This is a genomic window from Croceicoccus naphthovorans, assembly GCF_001028705.1.
Taxonomy (GTDB): Bacteria; Pseudomonadota; Alphaproteobacteria; order Sphingomonadales; family Sphingomonadaceae; genus Croceicoccus; species Croceicoccus naphthovorans.
In genome coordinates, this window is sequence record NZ_CP011770.1 from 1,714,856 (window position 1) to 1,732,958 (window position 18,103).

Sequence of the window (18,103 nt, forward strand, 5' to 3'; positions counted from 1 at the left end):
TGGGGGTTATTCGCCGAATAACCTTCACCCCGTCACGTATTGCGTTGCCAATATCCTAAGGCCCGGCCGACCGCCTTTCGGGCCAGTGCCAATTGCGGGCTTCAAGATTATCCCGCGGGCCTCCAGCCGCTTAAGCGCTCCATCCAGCATTGCGTCGGTATGCTTTGCGACGCCGCGTTTCTCCAAAAGCTTGGACCACGCAATCCCGTCCGGCCCCGCGTCTACAACATGGCGCTCCATCGTCTTCACCAACATTTCAAAGTCGGAACCGGCCATGTTCTCACGAGCGCCCTTCTCAACGGTCGCGATGGAGGCCCGGATCAGTTCCCAAGCCCAATGGATGTCCCGTTCACCAACACGCGCATTCAGACCATCGCGAGCAAGTGCCCTGATCGTTGCCACCTTGAGGCAGTTTTCGGCGGCACGGCCCGCAATATCACCGCGGCCAGCATCAACCGCATCGACTTGTGTGAGCAATACCGCGCGCCATGTGTCCTCCCCGCCTTCGCCCCAAGGAACGACTTGCATTTGCGGCTGGCGGTAAGGGTCGCGTGCGGCACCACCGCTCAAGTTGCCTTTGGATGTATCAGCATAGGTGGCTGTCAGAGCCGCTCTCAATTCGGCAGGGACTTCCAGCCGCTTGGGGTCGGCGTTGACCTCACCGGGCTTGCCACCGCGAACAACGATCCAACGATTTACGAACCCGCCCGTTAAGTTGCCTTCGGTGAGCGCCTCAAAAAAACCGGCGACCGTCGCGCATCCGAGAAGCGAAAGGTGCGGAGCGTAAATTGGCGCCGCCGCCTTGTCGGCATTGTCCGCATCGACCTTTTGCTTGCCGGACCAACGCGCGTCCGCGCGCGACTTACTGTAAAGTTCGAGCATAGCTTTGCGCAGGGTGCGGGAATGCGCGGCGGCATTCCGATGTTGCGCGGCCCCAATGAATTCCGAAACCTCGTCAATGCACGCCAGAAAGTTTGGGCGACTGCGAAGGGCCAATTCGATTGCGGAGTCCGAGGTGAAATCGCCCGCACCAATCAAAAACTCCAGCTTCGCAGCCCCAAGCAATGCTTGCGGCGCCCCAATGACAGCCTCCTTTCCGCCACCCGTCTCAGCGAGCCCGATAACATATAGGTTCAGCCCGGCAGCGGTGGGTGTCGTGAAGCGGCGCGAATATACGGGCGCAAGAGTAGCGAGGGCGACAAGGGAGGCAAACTCGGGCACCGGCCGAAATGCATAATCGACGCTCCAGCGCGCGAGGTCGCCCAACAGGCCCGGCTCCCGATCTAAGTCGAAGGATTCCGGGATACCGCCCTCACACCATTCAACCCACCACTGCGGCGGCTGGGCATTTGCGGGATATGGCCCATCCTCAAGGCAGGACTCCCGCTGGTGAATTTCTTCGATGGCAGCAAGCGCGGCCTTTCGAGCACAAATCGCAAGTTTCGGGTCCGCTTCAATCCCGCGCCGTTTTGAAGCTGCGAGGGCAATCTCTACGGAGTCTTCGACGCTGTGTTCGGCCATCCTAGCAAGTGTGGCCGCATGGTTCGAGACGGCCTCATGCGCATCGGTCAAATTTGCGGAATACGCTTCGTCCTCAATCTCGCGAAGTCGCCCCTTGAATCCACCTCGCTGCCTCCAGCCGTCACGCGCAGAAGCTATTGCCAAACTTTCTACGTTCATCGACCCTTGGTATCCGGCCTTAAACATCGCATCGACCGCAGAGCGCGCCGCCTCCGGTATGCTGACGGGCAGGGTACGCGCTATTTGGCCAGCCAGCGAGGCTGTCGCCCCATCAATGGCTGGCGCGTCTCCATCGGCGAGATTCCGAGCAGCTAGCGGCGCCAATACATTGGCGAGGTCTTTGGCACTTTGGGGCGGCACGGCCGTTAGAACGAGGCTTGCCTCACACCCGCGATAAAACTCACCGTGCAGATACTCTTGGACCTGCTGACAACGTGCGCCTTTGAACCAAGTCAATTCCGACAACGCGGCATCAAGGTCAGAGCGCCAAGCCCACTCGGGATCACACCCCCGGCCGGCAAGGTAAGTCAGTTCTGCAAGGCCCGAGAGCCTCTTAATCGTGCCGCCCTTAGCAAAGGGTTGAAGAATCGCGCAGAAGTCATCCGAACCGCCTTCGCTGGCGGTTTGCTGCACCGTATCGTTCATATTGTTCGCCTTTGATGCGCGCCGCCGGTCCCTTTCCCGGCGGCGCGTTTTTTCATTTGGTCGGAAAGAGGCGCTCGCCTTTGAGGCCGATCAGCGTGATTACGTCGCTGAATCGTCCGCCGGGAATCTCGCCGGGAATGTGTCGTTCCGCATCAATCTGCACCGACTGCAACCTCTTTGTGAAGCCACCCTCACGAGGGATCATCTCGCCGGTGTCGGGGTGCTGCCGGTATTGAGACGGCGTATTGCCAGCCGCATCTACCCAAACTTCACGCTGCTCAAATTTGGCTGGAATGACGCGATTTGGAATCGTGCGATGCAGTGCCTCGCCATCGGTGACACCTCGCAAAGGCTTTGTTGCATATCAAAGTGATGGATTCCCTTGAGGAATCGGAAGACGTAGATGGTCGGGATGCCCAAGCCGACGCCCACGAAGTATCGCACGACCAACTGGCCCGAGTATAACGCTGCGCTGAAGAGGCGCGGGTCGCTGGAGGTTTGGTTTGATCCTGGGATGGCGTGGTTTGCGGTTCCGGACGGGCGTGCAGGACGTCCGCTGCGCTTTTCCGCTCAGGCGATCGAGTTTTGCCTGACGCTGAAGGGGTTGTTCCAGCTTCCTTTGCGTCAGGTGACGGGGCTGGTCCAAAGCCTGCTCAGGATGACGGGTCTGGACTGGCCCGTACCGGATTATACGACACTGTGCCGCCGCCAGCGGACCTTGCCGGTGGAGTTGGGCGGACGCCCCAGTTCAGGCGGCCTGCACCTTCTGGTGGACAGCACCGGTATCAAGATGATGGGCGAAGGCGAGTGGAAGACGAGGAAGCACGGCGCGTCCCGGCGTCGCCAGTGGCGCAAGGTGCATATCGGGATCGACGCCGGGACCCTCGACATCCGGGCGATTGAAGGGACGACCAATGCCGCCGGCGATGCGCCGACCCTGCCGGACCTGCTGGCGCAGATCCCGGACGAAGAGCGGATCGTCAGCGTCGGTGGCGACGGTGCCTATGACACCAAAGACTGCCATGCGGCCATTGCCGAACGCGGCGCCGATCCGATCATCCCGGTTCGCCGCAACGGCCGATCATGGACAAAGGACGGTCCCGGCGTCGATGCCCGCAATGAGACGCTGCGGGCGATGAAATATCTGGGTCGGACAATCTGGAAGAAGTGGAGCGGCTATCATCGCCGCAGTCTGGTCGAAACCAAAATGCACTGCTTCAAGCTGCTGGGCTCCCGCCTCGCAGCGCGCACCTTTGAGCGTCAGATAACCGAGCTCAAAGTCCGTGCCGCAATCCTCAATCGCTTCTCACAAATAGGAACGCCCAATACCGTCCGCGTCGTATAATATTATCAAGTAATCATAGGTTTAAGGCATTCCAACGTTATGCAACAAAGCCCCTCGCAAACCAAATTCTCTGGCAAGCTTGTTGACATCGTCGGCACGCTTCCGGTGGTCGGCTAGCCAGTTCAGTTCCGCAGCGGCTGAACGTGCCAGTTTGTCGAATTTGCGCAGCCGCGTCGGTGCCTCTCGTTCTGCCTCGCGCCGATATGCTTCGATCAGATTTCGAGCGTCTTCCTTTGCCGCGTCGGCCTCGGCCTTGGCCGCTAACTCGCGCGCTCCGGAAAGCGCCTCAAGCGCGGCCGCCTCTTTGCCCTCCAGTGTCTTGATGTCCTCGTTGATTGCAAACCTATCGTCCGCATCTAGGTCCGGCCGAATACGGTCACGTGCGGTTTCCAACTCCGCACGAAATTCAGCGAGCCGACGTTCGGCCTTTTCAACTGGCGAAAGGAGAATGCCCATCGTCACGCCTCCACCGGTTGGCCAATCAGGTCGGCAATGACCATTTGCTCGGCGGGCGTAAATTCTGTGCGGTTTGCGCGAACTCGGGTGCCGGCGGGAATCCGCCCATCACGCCCAAGGCGCCACAATACCGTGCGGCTCACGCCTAGAGTGTCTGCCAATTCGCTCCGTGAGCGATGCTTTGAGAAATCCAACACGTCTTTGCCTTTCACTGTTTCCGTCGCTCCGTTGCAGCGAACGGTTACAATGATGCACAAAGATAACTTACTGTGAAGACACGGTTTTTTGCCGGGTATTGACTGCCGTTGTCGGACAAGGCCGGATGCATACGGACGCAGCCGGACGCCGAGTTTCAGAAAGAGTGCAGGCCGGTTAGTGATTCGCGATGGAAGATTTTTGATCTTGGAGCAGATTTATCCACTGCTCCAACGCCTTAAGGGGCGAGCAAAAGCCCGCCAATGACAAGCACCGATAACGTCGTCATGACTGCCAGCCGCATTGTGAGGGTGCGAACAGCGCCGCGGATGTCATTTCGAGTTGCTACATTGGACATTGGCATCCTTTCGCGCCGTTGCTCGGCATTCCCGTCAATCCCAAAGCCGCAACGTCTTGCGTCCTTCGACCGGGGGCGGCGACGGTTTTTGACACGCCTCCAATCGCCGATTGAACTCCGCGATCATTCCATCCGTCATGACGGACGGCAAGCCCGACGCCATCTTTGCGGAGTCTCGCGCATATACGAAAACTCCGTCGCACCGCCCATCATCTGTATCGGTCCAAATGTTGCGCTTGGGCGGTGGAGGGCAAGCCGCCTCAATCTGCTCCCGTGGAACCGACCCCAAACCCTGCATCGCAGCCGTGCAGACGGCCAACGGATCGACCGCAGCGGCCGCGAGATAAACTATGAACATTCAACCCCCCGATTCTGACGCGTGCCCAATGGGTCCGCCGACAACGTAGGCGCTCCAAGCGTCCATCAATTCGCGCCGCTTCGCCAATGCTGTCCCTCGTCGGTAAGCCCGTTCGACCGAATTTCCGACCAAATGCGCAAGCGCCATTTCCACCACTTCGCGCGGGTGGCTGGTTTCCTCACCGGCCCAATCGCGGAAGCTGGAGCGGAAACCGTGCACCGTGAACTCGTCCACCTCCATGCGGCGGAGTAACATAGCCATCGCCATTTGACTCAACGGCTTGCCTGTCCGGCCGGGGAATATGGGCGCGTCGGGCTCGGCCCCGAATACGGCCATGGCGCGCAAGACTACGAGCGCGGGTTCGGAAAGCGGCACAACGTGCTCTAGCCCCATTTTCATCCGCTCTTTCGGAACGGTCCACGTTTTGGCCTCAAGGTCAACCTCGGCCCACGTGGCGTGGAGCACTTCCGACGTTCGCGCAGCCGTATGGATGAGGAACTCCAGCGCCCGCCCGGCCACGGAATGCCGCTTCTTAACGCCAGCGACGAAATCAGGCACTTGCGCATATGGCATTGCGGGATGGTGGCGCACTTTGGACCGCTTGTTGTGGCTCGGGAGCACGTGCTGGAGGTTGCCTCGCCACCGTGCCGGGTTTTCGCCAGAGCGATGGCCGTTGACCTTTGCAAAGTCCAACACTCGCTCGATGCGACCGCGGAGGCGGCTGGCCGTTTCCGGCTTCTCGCCCCAAATTGGCGCGAGAACTTCAACGATCTCGGTCGCACCAACTTGGTCAACGGGAAGCGACCATATGGGCTGGCAATAGCCCTCAAGCGTGCTCCGCCATTGCTTCTTGTGTTTGTCGTTCTTCCAACCCATTTCGAGCGAGGCGATTAGATCGGTGGCCGATTCACCAAAGGTCGGAACAACTGTCGACGGTGCGGGCTCGGCTAGGGGGTCAATCCCATCCCTGACTTTGCGCCTTAACTCGTCCCGCTTATCGCGTGCCTCATGTAGCGAGACCAAATGGACCGGACCGAGCCCAGCCTCACGGCGTCGGCCCTGCCATTGATAAATGAACGACCACGAGCGCGAGTTCTTCCTGACGTTGAGGTAAAGCCCACCTCCGTCGGCGTGAAGTCCCACCTTTTTTAGCGTCTCAACGCTTTTCACAGTCAGCCGATCACGTGGCCTTGCCATTTGTCATACCCGGCAAATTGTCGATGGTTAGGGCATATTTTAGGGTTCGATTTTACTCAACCCTAAAGCAATCCCTAAATCCGGCGCGCGATTGAGGGTCGGCGCAATTTCACGCTTTGGCGACAAGGCTCATGCAAATTGCCCTATAAGATGATGAATAATAGCCGTTTTATTGCCGGGTATTAGGCGCAAACAGACATAACCGGATGGTTGTTTGGCGGACAGGGTGGGATTCGAACCCACGGTACGGTTGCCCGCACGGCGGTTTTCAAGACCGCTGCCTTAAACCACTCGGCCACCTGTCCTCGGCGCTCGCCGCTAGCGGGTTGCGATCGCTTTGTCACGCCTCTGCATTCATGCATCGCAAACCGGGATTCCCATGACCCTGTTGCTGTGTCATGCTGCGCACATGAAATTCAGGTCCCGATTCCGCCCTTTCCTTCAATATCTTGCGGTTCTTGCCGCTCCGATCGCCGTAGCGAGTCCTGCCGCCGCGCAAGTTTATACGCAGGCCGGGTTCGAAACCTATCTGCAACAGGTGGCCGCCAAGGCTCGGGCAGAGGGCGTTTCCGAACGCGCGATCAGCGCGGGGCTTTCTGGCCTGACCATCAATCAGCGTGTCGTCGAACTTGATCGCCCGCAGGCCTACGATCCCAACTCGATACCGCCGCCTTTCGCCCCTTATCGCCGCGATCATGTCGATGCCGCGCGCATTTCGGGCGGGCAGCGGACTTATGCCGCCAATGCCTCTATCATCCCGCGGGTAGAGGCGCGCTATGGCGTGCCCGGCGAAATCCTTGTGGCGATCTGGGGGCATGAGACCAACTACGGATCGTTCATGGGCGGGTTCGATACCATCCGGTCGCTGGCGACTTTGGCCTATGAAGGGCGGCGGCGCGATCTGTTTGAGGGAGAGTTGATCGCCGCGCTCAAGATGATCGACCGTGGGGTCGCGCGGTCGCAATTGACGGGTAGCTGGGCCGGGGCGATCGGCAATCCGCAGTTCCTGCCCTCCGTCTGGTTGCGCGTGGCGCAGGACGGAGACGGTAACGGCACCCGCGACATCTGGAACAGCCGCGCCGACACACTGCATTCCATCGCCGCGTACTTCCGCGATGCGGGCTGGCGTCCGGGCGAACCGTGGGGCGTGCCCGCCTATGTGCCGTCGGGCTTTAATCGCGATGCAGTGAAGACCGATCTTGTTTCGCCGCGGTGCCCGCGCGTTTTCGCCCGCCACAGCCAGTGGCGCACGATCCGTGAGTGGAAGGCGCTGGGCATACGTCCGCAGAAGATCGTTTCGGACGATGTGATGGCGATCCTGTTCGAGCCGGACGGTCCGGGCCAGACCGCCTATCTGCTCACCGGGAATTACCGGGTGATACTCGATTACAACTGTTCCAACTATTACGCGCTTTCGGTAGGCATTCTGGCTGACGAAATCCGGCGCTGATCACCCGCACCGCGCGGGCAGGGCGCCATTATCCGGGAACCCGCGTGCGCCATCGATCCGTCTTGAATCGTTCTCTCCGCCCGGCTGGCGCGGCACTGGCCATCGTTGCGCTGGCCTTACCCGGCGGCATCGGGGCGCAGGAGCAGGCGGTTGTCGCAACCCAGCCTTCGGCCGAGACCATGAGCGCCGAACCGGACCTGCCGCAAAGTCTTGACGGGGCGCCAATTGCGCTGATGCTCGATCTGGGATCGGGCCGCGTGCTGTTCAGCCGAGAAGCCGACCGTCGCTTCATGCCCGCTTCGTTGACCAAGATCATGACGCTCTACACCGCGTTCGAGATGATCGAGGAAGGCTCTCTCAGCCTGAAACAGCGCCTGCCGGTGCGCGACGAGACCTTCCGCGAATGGAGCGGCAAGGGTTCGACGATGTTCGTGCCGCGCGGGGCGGCAATCTCGGTCGACACATTGCTTCACGCCATAGACACCGTTTCTGCCAACGACGGCTGCGTCGTTCTGGCCGAAGGCGCGGCGGGTAGTGTCGAGGCGTTTACCGATCTGATGAACGCCAAGGCGCGCGAACTTGGCATGAACGACAGCCACTTCAACACGCCCAACGGCTGGATGGACGAAGGGCGGACTTATACCAGCGCCCGCGATCTTGCGACGCTGGCGCAGGCGATCATCACGCGGCATCCGGATTTCTACGCCCGCTATTTCAGCCAGCCCAGCTTTAGCTACAACGGGATCACCCAGAACAATCGCAACCCGATCCTTGGCTATGTCGATGGGGCGGACGGGTTGAAGACGGGTTTTACCAACGAGGCCGGCTACGGCTTCGTCGGGTCGGCCGAGCGTGACGGGCGCAGGCTGGTTATGGTCCTTGGCGGCACAGAGAGCGGTCGTGCGCGCAAGCAGATCGCGCGCGATTTTGTCGACTGGGGGTTCGAAAACTGGTCGGCGCTGCGGCTCTATGGTGCAGGCCAGAACGTCGCCAGTGTGCCGGTGCAGGGCGGGGCAGAGAGCAAGGTCATGCTGAAGGTCGAACGCTCCGTCTTTGCCACCGCTCCGCGCGGCGCTTCGGCAGATGCCAGCGTTCGCGTGCGTTTCCTTGGGCCGACTGAGGCTCCGATTGCGGAAGGGGAACGGATAGCCAGTCTCGTTATCGAGACGGCGGATGGCAAGACAAGCTCGGTCCCGCTGGTCGCGGCAGAAGCAGTCCCGGCGGCAAACTGGTGGCAGCGGCTGCGCAACGGGCTGGTCGGTCTGGTGACATGACGCGAGGTCGCTTCATAACGTTTGAAGGCGGGGAAGGGGCCGGCAAGACGACACAGCTGCTTCTGCTGTCGAAGGCGCTTGATCGCCGCAGGCTGCCGCATATTGTGACCCGCGAACCGGGCGGCACGCCGGGCGCAGAGGCATTGCGCGAATTGCTGTTGTCGCCGGAGCATGACTGGGGCCCAAGGGCAGAGGCGCTGCTGTTTGCCGCCGCACGGTCTGATCATGTCGAGACCCTGATCGAACCGGCCTTGGCCGCGGGTCAGTGGGTACTTTGCGACCGCTTCCTCGATTCCAGTCGCGCCTATCAGGGCGGGGCTGGGGGTATTGGCGATACCGATGTGATGAACCTGCACCGGATCGGCAGTGGTGGACTGCTGCCCGATCGCACGATCCTGTTCACGATCGATGCCGACGAAGCGGTCCGACGCGCCGGTGCGCGCGATCGCGGAAACCCGGACCGGATCGGCGGTAAAAGTGCGGCCTATCACGCCGATGTCGCCGCGCGTTTCAACGCCCTTGCCGCCGCCGAGCCAGAGCGGTTTGCGGTCGTTTCCGCCGACGCTACGCCCGAAGATGTCCACGACCGCGTGATTGCCGCGCTATCGTCCCTGATGGATGACGCATGACCGCCCTGCTAGGCCATGACGAACCGTGGCGCGAGTTTCGCGCGGCCATGGCGGGCAGCCGGATGCATCACGCGTGGTTGCTGACCGGCCCGACCGGCGTGGGCAAAGCGCAGTTCGCATTGGCCGCTGCGGCAGAGCGGGTTGCCGCGCCCGGCGTGCAGCAACCTGAACCGAACCAGCACCCGGATATCCTGATCCTGACCCGCTTGCCCGCCAGCACCGATGACGAGAAAAAGCGCGAGGATGGCAAGCCTTATGCCACAAAGCGGTCGATCTCGGTCGACCAGGTCCGCGCGATGCAGCGGCGGTTGACGACGCGTCCGACCTTGGGCGCGAACCGCGCGATCGTGATCGATAGCGTGGACGATCTGGAAAAGTCGGCCGTCAACGCGCTGCTCAAAAGCCTTGAAGAGCCGCCTGCCGGCAGCATGTTCCTGCTCGTCTCGCATCGCCCCGGCGGGCTGTTGCCGACCGTACGGTCGCGCTGCCGTCCTCTTCGATTTCAGCCGCTTTCCGATGACGATGTCGCGCACGTTGTCCGGCGCGAGGCCCCTGAGGCAAAGCACGAGGCCGTTGCAGGGGCCATTGCCGCCGCCAAGGGTTCACCCGGTGCGGCGCTCGCATTCCTGGCCAACGATCTGGCCGCGATCCGCCGCGAATTGCTTGGCATCGTAGATCAGGGCGATCCGGACTTCTCGCGGCGTGGCGCGCTGGCCATGGCGATCGGCGCACGGCCCGACAGGGAACGTCTGCTTGCCTGCGTGGAACTGGCGCGCAACATCTGCGCCGAAAGCGCCGCCAAGGCCCCGCGCCAGCGACAGGCGGGCCTTATTGAAGCCCATAGCCGACTGACGCGTTTCGGGGCGGAGATCCCCTATGCCAACTTCGACCCCGGCCTTGCCGTCGTTGAAATTGGCGGCTTGCTGGCGGCGGCGGCGGCACCTAAGGAAGGCCGCTAACTGGCCCAAGGGCCTTGCAATCCCATTTCGTTCGCAGAAAGCAGGGCCCTGATGGCCGAACCCTATTACATCACCACCGCGATCCACTACCCCAACGGTAAGCCGCATATCGGCCATGCCTACGAAACAATTGCCGCCGACGTCATGGCCCGCTTTCAGCGCGCCTCCGGTCGCGAGGTTCGGTTCCAGACTGGCACTGATGAGCATGGTCTGAAGATGGCGCAAAAGGCGCGCGATCTGGGCATTACGCCGCGCGAACTTTGTGATGAAATGTCAGGGTATTTCAAAAGCCTGTTCGACCTTCTTGATATCTCTTACGACAATTTCATCCGCACTACGGAAGACAAGCACCATGCCGCCAGCCAAGCAATCTGGCAGGCGATGGAAGCAAACGACGACCTTTATCTGGACAGGTATGAGGGTTGGTACTCAATCCGGGATGAGGCTTATTACGACGAAAGCGAACTGACCGAAGGGGAAGGGGGCGAAAAGCTTTCCCCGCAGGGCACGCCGGTCGACTGGACGGTGGAGGAAAGCTGGTTCTTCCGCCTGTCGAAGTATCAGGAGCCGTTGCTTGCGCTCTATCGCGACAACCCGGACTTCATCCGTCCGGCAAGCCGCCGCAATGAAGTGATGCGCTTTGTCGAAGGCGGACTACGCGATCTTTCGGTCTCGCGCACCAGCTTCGACTGGGGCGTGCGCGTTCCGGGCGCGGATGACCATGTCATGTACGTTTGGGTTGATGCGCTGACCAACTATCTGACCGGCCTCGGCTATCCCGACAAGACTGACGATTTCGCCAAGTTCTGGCCCGCCGACCTGCACCTGATCGGCAAGGACATCGTGCGATTTCACGCGGTTTACTGGCCGGCATTCCTGATGAGCGCGAACCTGCCGCTGCCAAAACAGGTCTTCGGGCATGGCTTTCTGCTGAATCGCGGCCAGAAAGAGTCCAAATCCTTGGGCAATGTCACCGATCCGGTCGATCTGGTCGATAAGTTCGGTGTCGATCCGCTGCGCTATTTCTTATTGAGGGAAATCGCATTCGGCCAGGACGGGTCCTACTCGGCCGAAGCGATCGTGACCCGCGCCAATGCGGAGCTAGCCAATAGCTTCGGCAATCTGGCCCAGCGCACTTTGTCCATGATTTTCAAGAATCTGGATGGTGTTCTTTCGGCGGGTCATGAGCCGAACGAAGCGGATGTTGCATTGGGAAATGCAGTAGCGGACGGCATTGCCAGCCTGCGCGACAAGTTCGCCGATCTGGCGTTCAGCGATGGCCTCGACGGGTGGATGAAGGCGGTCTTCGCCTGCAACCAGTACGTCGACGAAATGGCTCCGTGGGCTTTGCGCAAGGCTGATCCCGAGCGGATGACGGCCGTTTTGATGACACTGTTCCGCTGTGTTCGCGATCTTGCGATCGCTGTCCGGCCGGTGGTTCCCGGATCGGTGGATCGGCTGCTGGACCAGATGGGCATCGCTGCTCACGAGCGCGATTACGCCGCGTTGGACGATGCGGACTGGTTCATCCGTCTCGTCGACAGCGGGTTCACGGTTGATAAGCCGGTCGGTGTCTTCCCAAGGCTGGAAATGCCCGAAGAGGCGGCGGCCTGATGCTGATCGATTCCCATTGCCATCTGAACTACGAGGGCTTGATCGAGCGTCAGGGCGAGGTTCTTGATGCCGCGCGGCAGCGGGGGGTGCGGGGCTTCCTCAACATTTCAACCCGGCAATCGGAATGGAACGCCGTCATCGCCACGGCAGAGCGAGAGCCCGACGTCTGGGCCAGCGTCGGCATTCACCCGCACGAAGCTGACAAGCACGCGGACCTCGGTACGGACGCCTTGCTGGCCATCGCCGACCATCCGAAAGTCATCGGGATCGGCGAAACCGGCCTCGATTACTATTACGACAAGTCTGACCGCACGGTTCAGCAGGATCTGTTCCGAATGCATATCGGCGTAGCGCGTCAGACCGGGCTGCCGATCATCATTCACACGCGCGATGCGGAAGATGACACGCTGTCGATCCTTCGCGGCGAGATGGAGAAGGGGGCTTTTCCCGCCTTGATCCATTGCTTCACCGCATCGCAGGCTTTCGGCGAAGCGGTGCTCCAACTTGGCCTGACGATCTCGCTGTCGGGCATCGTAACATTCAAGAATGCCAAGGACTTGCAGGAAACAGCGAAGATCGTTCCTGAAGATAGGCTGTTGGTGGAAACGGACGCACCGTTCCTTGCACCGGTCCCCAATCGCGGCAAAACCTGCGAGCCTGCATTCGTCGCCGACACCCTGGCGTTTGTTGCCGAATTGCGCGGCGTCGAACGCGATGCACTGGCCGAGCAGACCGGTCGGAATTTTCATGCATTGTTCGCTAAGGCTTCGGCGTGAAGCTTCTGATCCTTGGATCGGGAACATCGACGGGTGTCCCGCGCGTCGGTAACGACTGGGGATCTTGCGATCCTGCCAATCCGAAGAACCGTCGGACGCGCGTTTCGATTATCGTCGAATCAGACGATGGGCGCAGGGTTCTGGTCGATACCTCGACCGACCTTCGCCAACAGTTGCTGACCAACGACATAGACGCCGTTGACGCAGTGATGTGGACGCACGACCACGCCGATCATTGCCACGGCATCGATGATCTGCGGGTCATGCGCTATGGTCGGGGCGGGCCGATGCCCGGCTATGCGGCCGAGGAAACTGTGCGCAGGCTGCGCCAGCGCTTCGGATACGTTTTTGCAGGGCAGTTCGGTTATCCGACGATCGTGACGCTGGATACGCTGGATCGTGTGCGGATCGTTGCCGGGATGAGCATTGACTGGTGTCTGATGCCCCACGGGCCCGCACGCAGCACGGCATTTCGGTTTGGTGGCGACAAGGGTTCGATCAGCTATGCGACAGATTTCAGCGACATCACCGACGAGATGGTCACTATGATGGCGGGCACCGACGTGCTTGTGTCTGATTGCCTGAAGCGAGAACCGCATCCGACACATGCAAATTTGTCGATGGCTCTGGAGCTTGGCGAACGGACAGGTGCCAAGCGAATTATCCTGACCCATCTGGACAAGACCATGGACTATGCGACCTTGCAGGCGGAAACGCCCGATCATGTTGAGCCAGCTTACGATGGGATGGAGATTTCACTGTGACCACGCTGGCGATCGTGTCATTGATCAGCATGCTGGGTTGGCTGGCATTGATGGTGGCGAACTACCGGTCGTTCAATGTGCCACAAGGTAAAGTGCTGCGGCAGATTGCGATCTGGGTTGGCCTGTTCGCGTTGATCGCGATTGTTTTCAAGTCTCTGGGGTTTGGCTGACGGCGCTTGCACATCTTTCCGCACCACTTATCGATTTAACATAATATATATTATCAAGTTAGCGTGAAAGGTGGATGGCGCATCCAAGACATCCCCTCACGGATTGCCATCGTTATCTGGTCGATCTAGCGCGATCAGATGACCGACAAACCGCATACCCCATCAATTAACCGGCTTTTGGCTATCATGGCGCGTTTACGCGATCCCGATTGCGGCTGTGAATGGGATCGTGCTCAGGACTTCGCTTCGATCGCACCCTATACCATTGAGGAAGCCTACGAAGTCGCCGACGCTATCGCGCGCGATGACCTCTCGGACCTTGAAGACGAACTTGGCGACCTGTTGCTGCAGGTGGTCTTTCACGCGAGAATGGCCGAGGAAGCCGGCGCGTTCGATTTCGACCGCGTCGCCAAGGGTATTTGCGACAAGATGGAGCGGCGCCATCCGCACATATTCAATAGCGTCAGGGCTCACGACAGCGCAGCGGTCAGAGAAAATTGGGAATCCATCAAGGATGCAGAGCGCAAGGCCAAGGCACAGCGCGGCGCGCTTGACGGCGTTGCACTAGGCTTGCCAGGCCTATTGCGGGCGGAGAAGCTACAAAAACGCGCGGCTCGTGTCGGTTTCGATTGGCCAGATCAAGTTGGGGCAGCTGACAAACTGCGCGAAGAGATCGCCGAATTCGAAGCGGCGACCACACCCGACGACAAGCTCGAAGAAGCCGGCGACATACTTTTTTCCGTCGTCAACTGGCTGCGAAAGAACAATATTTCTGCGGAAGAAGCGTTACGTGGCGCCAATGCGAAATTCGAACGGCGTTTCGGCGGGATGGAAGCCGCTGCCAAAACGCAGGGTCTGGACTTCGCCAGCCTCAATCTAGAATCGCAAGACCGCTTGTGGAACCAGGTCAAGTCTGAAGAATAGTCAGTAACACTATGAAAGTGCCAGAAACTTCCCGTATTCGCGCGGGTCGAGTCTGACCGCCATCTCCAACTGAGGTGAACCGTCCTCGCCCTTACCCGTTCGCTCATCCAAAACCTCGCCATGCGCATGCAGCCACGCAATGCGCTGCCCATCGGTTGCCGGTAGCGTGAACGAATGCACGACAGCCGAAGCTGTCAGGATGTCCGAAACCGTGCGCTCAAGCGCCACGACCCCAAGTCCGGTCAGCGCCGACAGGGGCACGACCGCCCTCTCCTCGCGCTCCGCTTGCTCGGTCAGTTCCTCACTGCGAACCTCGGTCAACGCGTCCCACTTGTTCCAAGCCTCTACCACCGGAATGACCAGCGAGTCCTCTTCACCGGTGTTCACGCCCAGATCGGCCAGAACCTGCTCGACCTCGGCCTTCTGCATGTCGGTCATCGGGCTGGATATGTCGCGCACATGCACGATCACATCCGCTCCGGTCACTTCCTCCAGCGTTGCGCGGAAGGCTGCGACAAGCTGCGTCGGCAAATCGGAGATAAATCCCACCGTGTCCGACAGGATCGCCTTTTCGACACCGGGCAAGGTTATGCCCCGCATCGTCGGGTCCAGTGTGGCGAACAGCAGATCCTCCGCCATTACCCCGGCCCCAGTCATCCGGTTGAAAAGCGTAGACTTTCCGGCGTTCGTATAACCGACCAGCGCAACGACGGGCCAAGGCGCCCTTCCCCGGCGTGCGCGGTGCAGGGCACGGGTGCGACGCACCTGTTCCAATTCGCGCCGAAGGCGACCCATGCGGTCGCGGATCATGCGGCGGTCGGCCTCGATCTGTGTCTCGCCGGGGCCACCGAGGAAGCCGAAGCCACCGCGCTGACGCTCAAGGTGGGTCCAACTGCGCACCAAGCGCCCCGCCTGATAGTCGAGATGCGCCAGTTCGACCTGCAGCCGACCTTCCGCCGTCGCGGCTCTTTCGCCGAAGATTTCGAGGATCAGCCCGGTCCGGTCGATCACCTTCCGACCGATCTTTTCCTCCAGATTGCGCTGCTGAATAGCCGAAAGCGCACCATCGACGATGACAAGCTCTGCCTCCTCCATGTCGCAAGCCAGCTTGATCCGGTCGACCTGACCCGAACCGAACAGCGTCGCCGGGCGTACGTCGCGCACAGGCACGATAAAGCTCTCGACAACCTCGATCCCGATGGCGAGCGCAAGGCCGCACCCCTCGGCAAGGCGTGCCTCAGGGTCCTGGATATGCGCCGCGCGGATATCGGGCAGTACGACCACGGCCTTTGCGCCGCGGGAAACCTCTCCGGATACGTCTTCTGTCAGGGTTTTTCCCTTAGTCTTCTTCGTCCCAATCACCGGACAGGTCGACATGCGTCACCGGCTGAACAGTTGAAACCGCGTGCTTGTAGGCCAGCTGCACATAGCCTTCCCGCTCCAGCATCATGCAGAACAGGTCATAGGCGGCGATCCGCCCCTGAAGCATCACACCGTTTACGAGGAACATAGTGACCTGCACTTCGGCATCGCGGACCGAGCTGAGGAACACGTCCTGCAACTGGCGCTTGCGCTTTTCGTTCTTCTCGATCTCGAACTGATCGGCATCGACGGGCTGCGTCGGCATGATCGTGCTGATCGCATGTTTGTAGACCAGCTGCGACTGGCCATCGCGGCGCAGCAGGATCGAGAAATTGTCGAACCACGTCACGATTCCCTGCAATTTCACGCCTTTGACGAGGAACATCGTCACCGGCGTCTTGTTGCGGCGGACGTGATTCAGGAACAGGTCCTGCAAATTGCGGCCTTTTAAAGCTGCCTTTTTGGGCGCCGGGGCAGGCGTGGATGCGGGGCTTGCTGCAGGAGCGTCTTCAGCCCCTTCTTCGCGAGAGGGAGTCCGGATCGAAAGTGTCTTGCCAGCCATCAAGGGCTCCTTTGTTGTTGGCGGACGAGTGATCCCGTTCCGCAATCTGGCCGGAATGACGGTTCCGACCGAGTTTCTCACCTATATTAGCGGCTGCCACAGATGTTCAAACCCCTTTTCGCATTTGCAGCATGGAAAAACTGAATTGCCGATCAACTGTCCGACCTGTGATCGGCCAGCCCCAGCGACTTCAGCTTGCGATGCAGGGCCGACCGCTCCATTCCGATAAAGCTGGCGGTGCGAGAGATGTTCCCGGAAAACCGCCGAATCTGGATCTTCAGATACTCTCGCTCGAACTGTTCGCGCGCCTCACGCAAGGGGATTCCCATCATCGCGGTGATGCCGGTGCCGTCGCCATTGTCTTCCTGTGTGATTTCAGGCGGCAGCATGTCCGTCTCGATCCGGCTCAGCCGATCGCGCGGGGCGAGTATGATGGTACGCTCGATCACGTTGCGCAACTGACGCACGTTGCCCGGCCAGTCGTAGCTTTGCAGAACGGCCATCGCATCTTCGCTGACCTCGGGCGCGGTGATTCCCTGTGCGGTGGCGAAACGCGCGAAGAAGTGACTGACAAGGGCGGGAATGTCCCCACGCCGTTCTGCCAACGGTGGGATAGTGACGGGCACGACGTTCAGGCGGTAGTAGAGATCCTCACGGAACCGACGTTCCGCGATCTCGCCCTCAAGATCGCGCGACGTGGCAGAGGCGACACGAACATCCACGCGAAGCTGGCGGTTGCCGCCAACGCGAACGAAAGCCTGATCGGTCAGCACCCGCAGGATACGCGCCTGTGTCGATTCGGGCATGTCGGCTACTTCGTCGAAGAACAGAGTGCCGCCGTCGGCCATTTCCAGCAATCCGGCGCGAACCAGCTTGCCGTCCTGTTCCTCGCCGAAAAGCTCCTGCTCAAACCGTTCGGGGGTGATCCGGGCGGAATTGACCGTGACGAAGGGCTTGTCGCCCCGCGTGCTCCAGTGGTGGAGCAGGCGCGCGGCAACTTCCTTCCCCGCGCCCGCCGGGCCGGTAATCAGAACGCGGCTGCCAGTTCCAGCCACCCGCTTCAGCGTCGCGCGAACCTGATTGATCGCGGTGGACGATCCGGTGAACTCGTCGAAAAGGCTCTCGCCCTGTCGCAATTGCGCATTCTCGCGGCGCAGGCGCTCGGTCTCGGTCGCGCGCTCTACCATCAGCAGAAGGCGTTCGGATTCGAACGGCTTTTCGATGAAGTCCACCGCCCCGCGGCTGACCGCGGCGACGGCGGTGTCGATATTCCCGTGGCCGGAGAAGATGATGACCGGCAACTCCGGCTCGCGTTGTTTGATCGCGTCGAGCACTTCCAGCCCGTCCATCGGCGATCCGTGGAGCCAGACGTCGAGCAGGACAAGACTGGGCCGCCGCTCGTCTATCGCGGCAAGGGCAGAAACGCTGTCGCCCGCCGTGCGGCATTCATAGCCTTCATCGGAAAGCACGCCCGCGACGAGTTCGCGAATGTCGCGTTCGTCGTCGACGATCAGGATATCGAGTGCCATGCTGTCCTTTCGGGA

General features: G+C 60.6%; 18 protein-coding genes and 1 tRNA gene. 11 read left to right on the forward strand and 8 right to left on the reverse strand.

The annotated features are described in order from the left end of the window. Positions 1–24 precede the first annotated feature (24 nt). Complete coding sequence (locus AB433_RS19460; protein WP_156170753.1) at positions 25–2,166, reverse strand: hypothetical protein; 2,142 nt, start codon at positions 2,164–2,166, stop codon at positions 25–27. Position 2,167: 1 nt separating this feature from the next. On the opposite strand from AB433_RS19460, the gene AB433_RS21025 reads away from it, so the two are divergent. Beyond that, positions 2,168–2,539, forward strand: a complete 372-nt coding sequence (locus AB433_RS21025) for a hypothetical protein (protein WP_156170754.1) — start codon at positions 2,168–2,170, stop codon at positions 2,537–2,539. Between the two features lie 39 nt (positions 2,540–2,578). Then, entirely contained in the window at positions 2,579–3,511 is a 933-nt protein-coding gene (locus AB433_RS08740; protein WP_037486851.1) for an IS5 family transposase, read from the forward strand. A gap of 21 nt (positions 3,512–3,532) precedes the next feature. Here the strand turns inward: AB433_RS08740 and AB433_RS08745 are convergent, their stop codons facing one another. The 4 genes from AB433_RS08745 to AB433_RS08760 all read right to left on the reverse strand — a co-directional run bounded on the left by AB433_RS08745 (position 3,533) and on the right by AB433_RS08760 (position 6,380). Beyond that, positions 3,533–3,967, reverse strand: a complete 435-nt coding sequence (locus AB433_RS08745; RefSeq protein ID WP_047820721.1) for a hypothetical protein — start codon at positions 3,965–3,967, stop codon at positions 3,533–3,535. 2 nt (positions 3,968–3,969) lie between these two features. After that, positions 3,970–4,179 (reverse strand): MerR family transcriptional regulator, encoded by a 210-nt coding sequence (locus tag AB433_RS21030; RefSeq protein ID WP_156170755.1) that lies wholly within the window; start codon positions 4,177–4,179, stop codon positions 3,970–3,972. Between the two features lie 699 nt (positions 4,180–4,878). Beyond that, a complete protein-coding gene (locus tag AB433_RS21770; RefSeq protein WP_047820723.1) occupies positions 4,879–6,075 on the reverse strand; it encodes a tyrosine-type recombinase/integrase in 1,197 nt (398 codons plus the stop codon). Between the two features lie 215 nt (positions 6,076–6,290). After that, positions 6,291–6,380 (reverse strand) — tRNA-Ser (locus AB433_RS08760). A gap of 104 nt (positions 6,381–6,484) precedes the next feature. Between AB433_RS08760 and AB433_RS08765 the strand changes: the two genes are divergently transcribed. The 9 genes from AB433_RS08765 (at position 6,485) to mazG (ending at position 14,635) form a co-directional block, all read left to right on the forward strand. Next, positions 6,485–7,525, forward strand: coding sequence for a lytic murein transglycosylase (locus tag AB433_RS08765; RefSeq protein ID WP_047823692.1), 1,041 nt, complete (start codon positions 6,485–6,487; stop codon positions 7,523–7,525). A 62-nt stretch (positions 7,526–7,587) separates the two neighbouring features. Next, positions 7,588–8,799 (forward strand): D-alanyl-D-alanine carboxypeptidase family protein, encoded by a 1,212-nt coding sequence (locus AB433_RS08770; protein ID WP_082134851.1) that lies wholly within the window; start codon positions 7,588–7,590, stop codon positions 8,797–8,799. Next, positions 8,796–9,428, forward strand: coding sequence for a dTMP kinase (gene tmk / locus AB433_RS08775; RefSeq protein WP_047820724.1), 633 nt, complete (start codon positions 8,796–8,798; stop codon positions 9,426–9,428). The genes AB433_RS08770 and tmk overlap by 4 nt, the downstream gene beginning before the upstream one ends. After that, a complete protein-coding gene (locus AB433_RS08780) occupies positions 9,425–10,387 on the forward strand; it encodes an AAA family ATPase (RefSeq protein WP_047820725.1) in 963 nt (320 codons plus the stop codon). The genes tmk and AB433_RS08780 overlap by 4 nt, the downstream gene beginning before the upstream one ends. A gap of 51 nt (positions 10,388–10,438) precedes the next feature. Beyond that, the gene (metG, locus tag AB433_RS08785) at positions 10,439–12,001 is read left to right on the forward strand and encodes a methionine--tRNA ligase (protein WP_047820726.1); all 1,563 of its coding nucleotides are present in this window, start codon (positions 10,439–10,441) and stop codon (positions 11,999–12,001) included. After that, a complete protein-coding gene (locus AB433_RS08790) occupies positions 12,001–12,777 on the forward strand; it encodes a TatD family hydrolase (protein ID WP_047820727.1) in 777 nt (258 codons plus the stop codon). The genes metG and AB433_RS08790 overlap by 1 nt, the downstream gene beginning before the upstream one ends. Next, positions 12,774–13,541 carry an MBL fold metallo-hydrolase gene (locus AB433_RS08795; protein WP_047820728.1) on the forward strand — a complete coding sequence of 256 codons (768 nt, stop codon included), beginning with the start codon at positions 12,774–12,776 and terminating at the stop codon, positions 13,539–13,541. The genes AB433_RS08790 and AB433_RS08795 overlap by 4 nt, the downstream gene beginning before the upstream one ends. Continuing rightward, a complete protein-coding gene (locus tag AB433_RS20495) occupies positions 13,538–13,711 on the forward strand; it encodes a hypothetical protein (protein WP_156170756.1) in 174 nt (57 codons plus the stop codon). The genes AB433_RS08795 and AB433_RS20495 overlap by 4 nt, the downstream gene beginning before the upstream one ends. Positions 13,712–13,849: 138 nt before the next feature. Beyond that, a complete protein-coding gene (gene mazG, locus AB433_RS08800) occupies positions 13,850–14,635 on the forward strand; it encodes a nucleoside triphosphate pyrophosphohydrolase (RefSeq protein ID WP_047820729.1) in 786 nt (261 codons plus the stop codon). A gap of 9 nt (positions 14,636–14,644) precedes the next feature. On the opposite strand, the gene hflX is transcribed toward mazG, so the two are convergent. From hflX to ntrX, 3 genes are all read right to left on the reverse strand, one after another. Continuing rightward, positions 14,645–15,964 (reverse strand): GTPase HflX, encoded by a 1,320-nt coding sequence (gene hflX, locus AB433_RS08805; RefSeq protein WP_245626720.1) that lies wholly within the window; start codon positions 15,962–15,964, stop codon positions 14,645–14,647. Between the two features lie 10 nt (positions 15,965–15,974). Further along, positions 15,975–16,559, reverse strand: coding sequence for an RNA chaperone Hfq (gene hfq / locus AB433_RS08810; protein WP_082134852.1), 585 nt, complete (start codon positions 16,557–16,559; stop codon positions 15,975–15,977). Positions 16,560–16,711: 152 nt separating this feature from the next. Next, positions 16,712–18,088, reverse strand: a complete 1,377-nt coding sequence (ntrX, locus tag AB433_RS08815) for a nitrogen assimilation response regulator NtrX (protein WP_047820731.1) — start codon at positions 18,086–18,088, stop codon at positions 16,712–16,714. Positions 18,089–18,103: the final 15 nt, after the last annotated feature.

Coding starts and splice junctions, on each gene's coding strand:
- AB433_RS19460 (WP_156170753.1), bottom strand. CDS start 2,166: ATGAACGATACGGTGCAGCAAACCGCCAGCGAAGGCGGTTCGGATGAC.
- AB433_RS08740 (WP_037486851.1), top strand. CDS start 2,579: ATGCCCAAGCCGACGCCCACGAAGTATCGCACGACCAACTGGCCCGAG.
- AB433_RS08745 (WP_047820721.1), bottom strand. CDS start 3,967: ATGGGCATTCTCCTTTCGCCAGTTGAAAAGGCCGAACGTCGGCTCGCT.
- AB433_RS21770 (WP_047820723.1), bottom strand. CDS start 6,075: ATGGCAAGGCCACGTGATCGGCTGACTGTGAAAAGCGTTGAGACGCTA.
- AB433_RS08765 (WP_047823692.1), top strand. CDS start 6,485: ATGAAATTCAGGTCCCGATTCCGCCCTTTCCTTCAATATCTTGCGGTT.
- tmk (WP_047820724.1), top strand. CDS start 8,796: ATGACGCGAGGTCGCTTCATAACGTTTGAAGGCGGGGAAGGGGCCGGC.
- AB433_RS08780 (WP_047820725.1), top strand. CDS start 9,425: ATGACCGCCCTGCTAGGCCATGACGAACCGTGGCGCGAGTTTCGCGCG.
- metG (WP_047820726.1), top strand. CDS start 10,439: ATGGCCGAACCCTATTACATCACCACCGCGATCCACTACCCCAACGGT.
- AB433_RS08790 (WP_047820727.1), top strand. CDS start 12,001: ATGCTGATCGATTCCCATTGCCATCTGAACTACGAGGGCTTGATCGAG.
- mazG (WP_047820729.1), top strand. CDS start 13,850: ATGACCGACAAACCGCATACCCCATCAATTAACCGGCTTTTGGCTATC.
- hfq (WP_082134852.1), bottom strand. CDS start 16,559: ATGGCTGGCAAGACACTTTCGATCCGGACTCCCTCTCGCGAAGAAGGG.
- ntrX (WP_047820731.1), bottom strand. CDS start 18,088: ATGGCACTCGATATCCTGATCGTCGACGACGAACGCGACATTCGCGAA.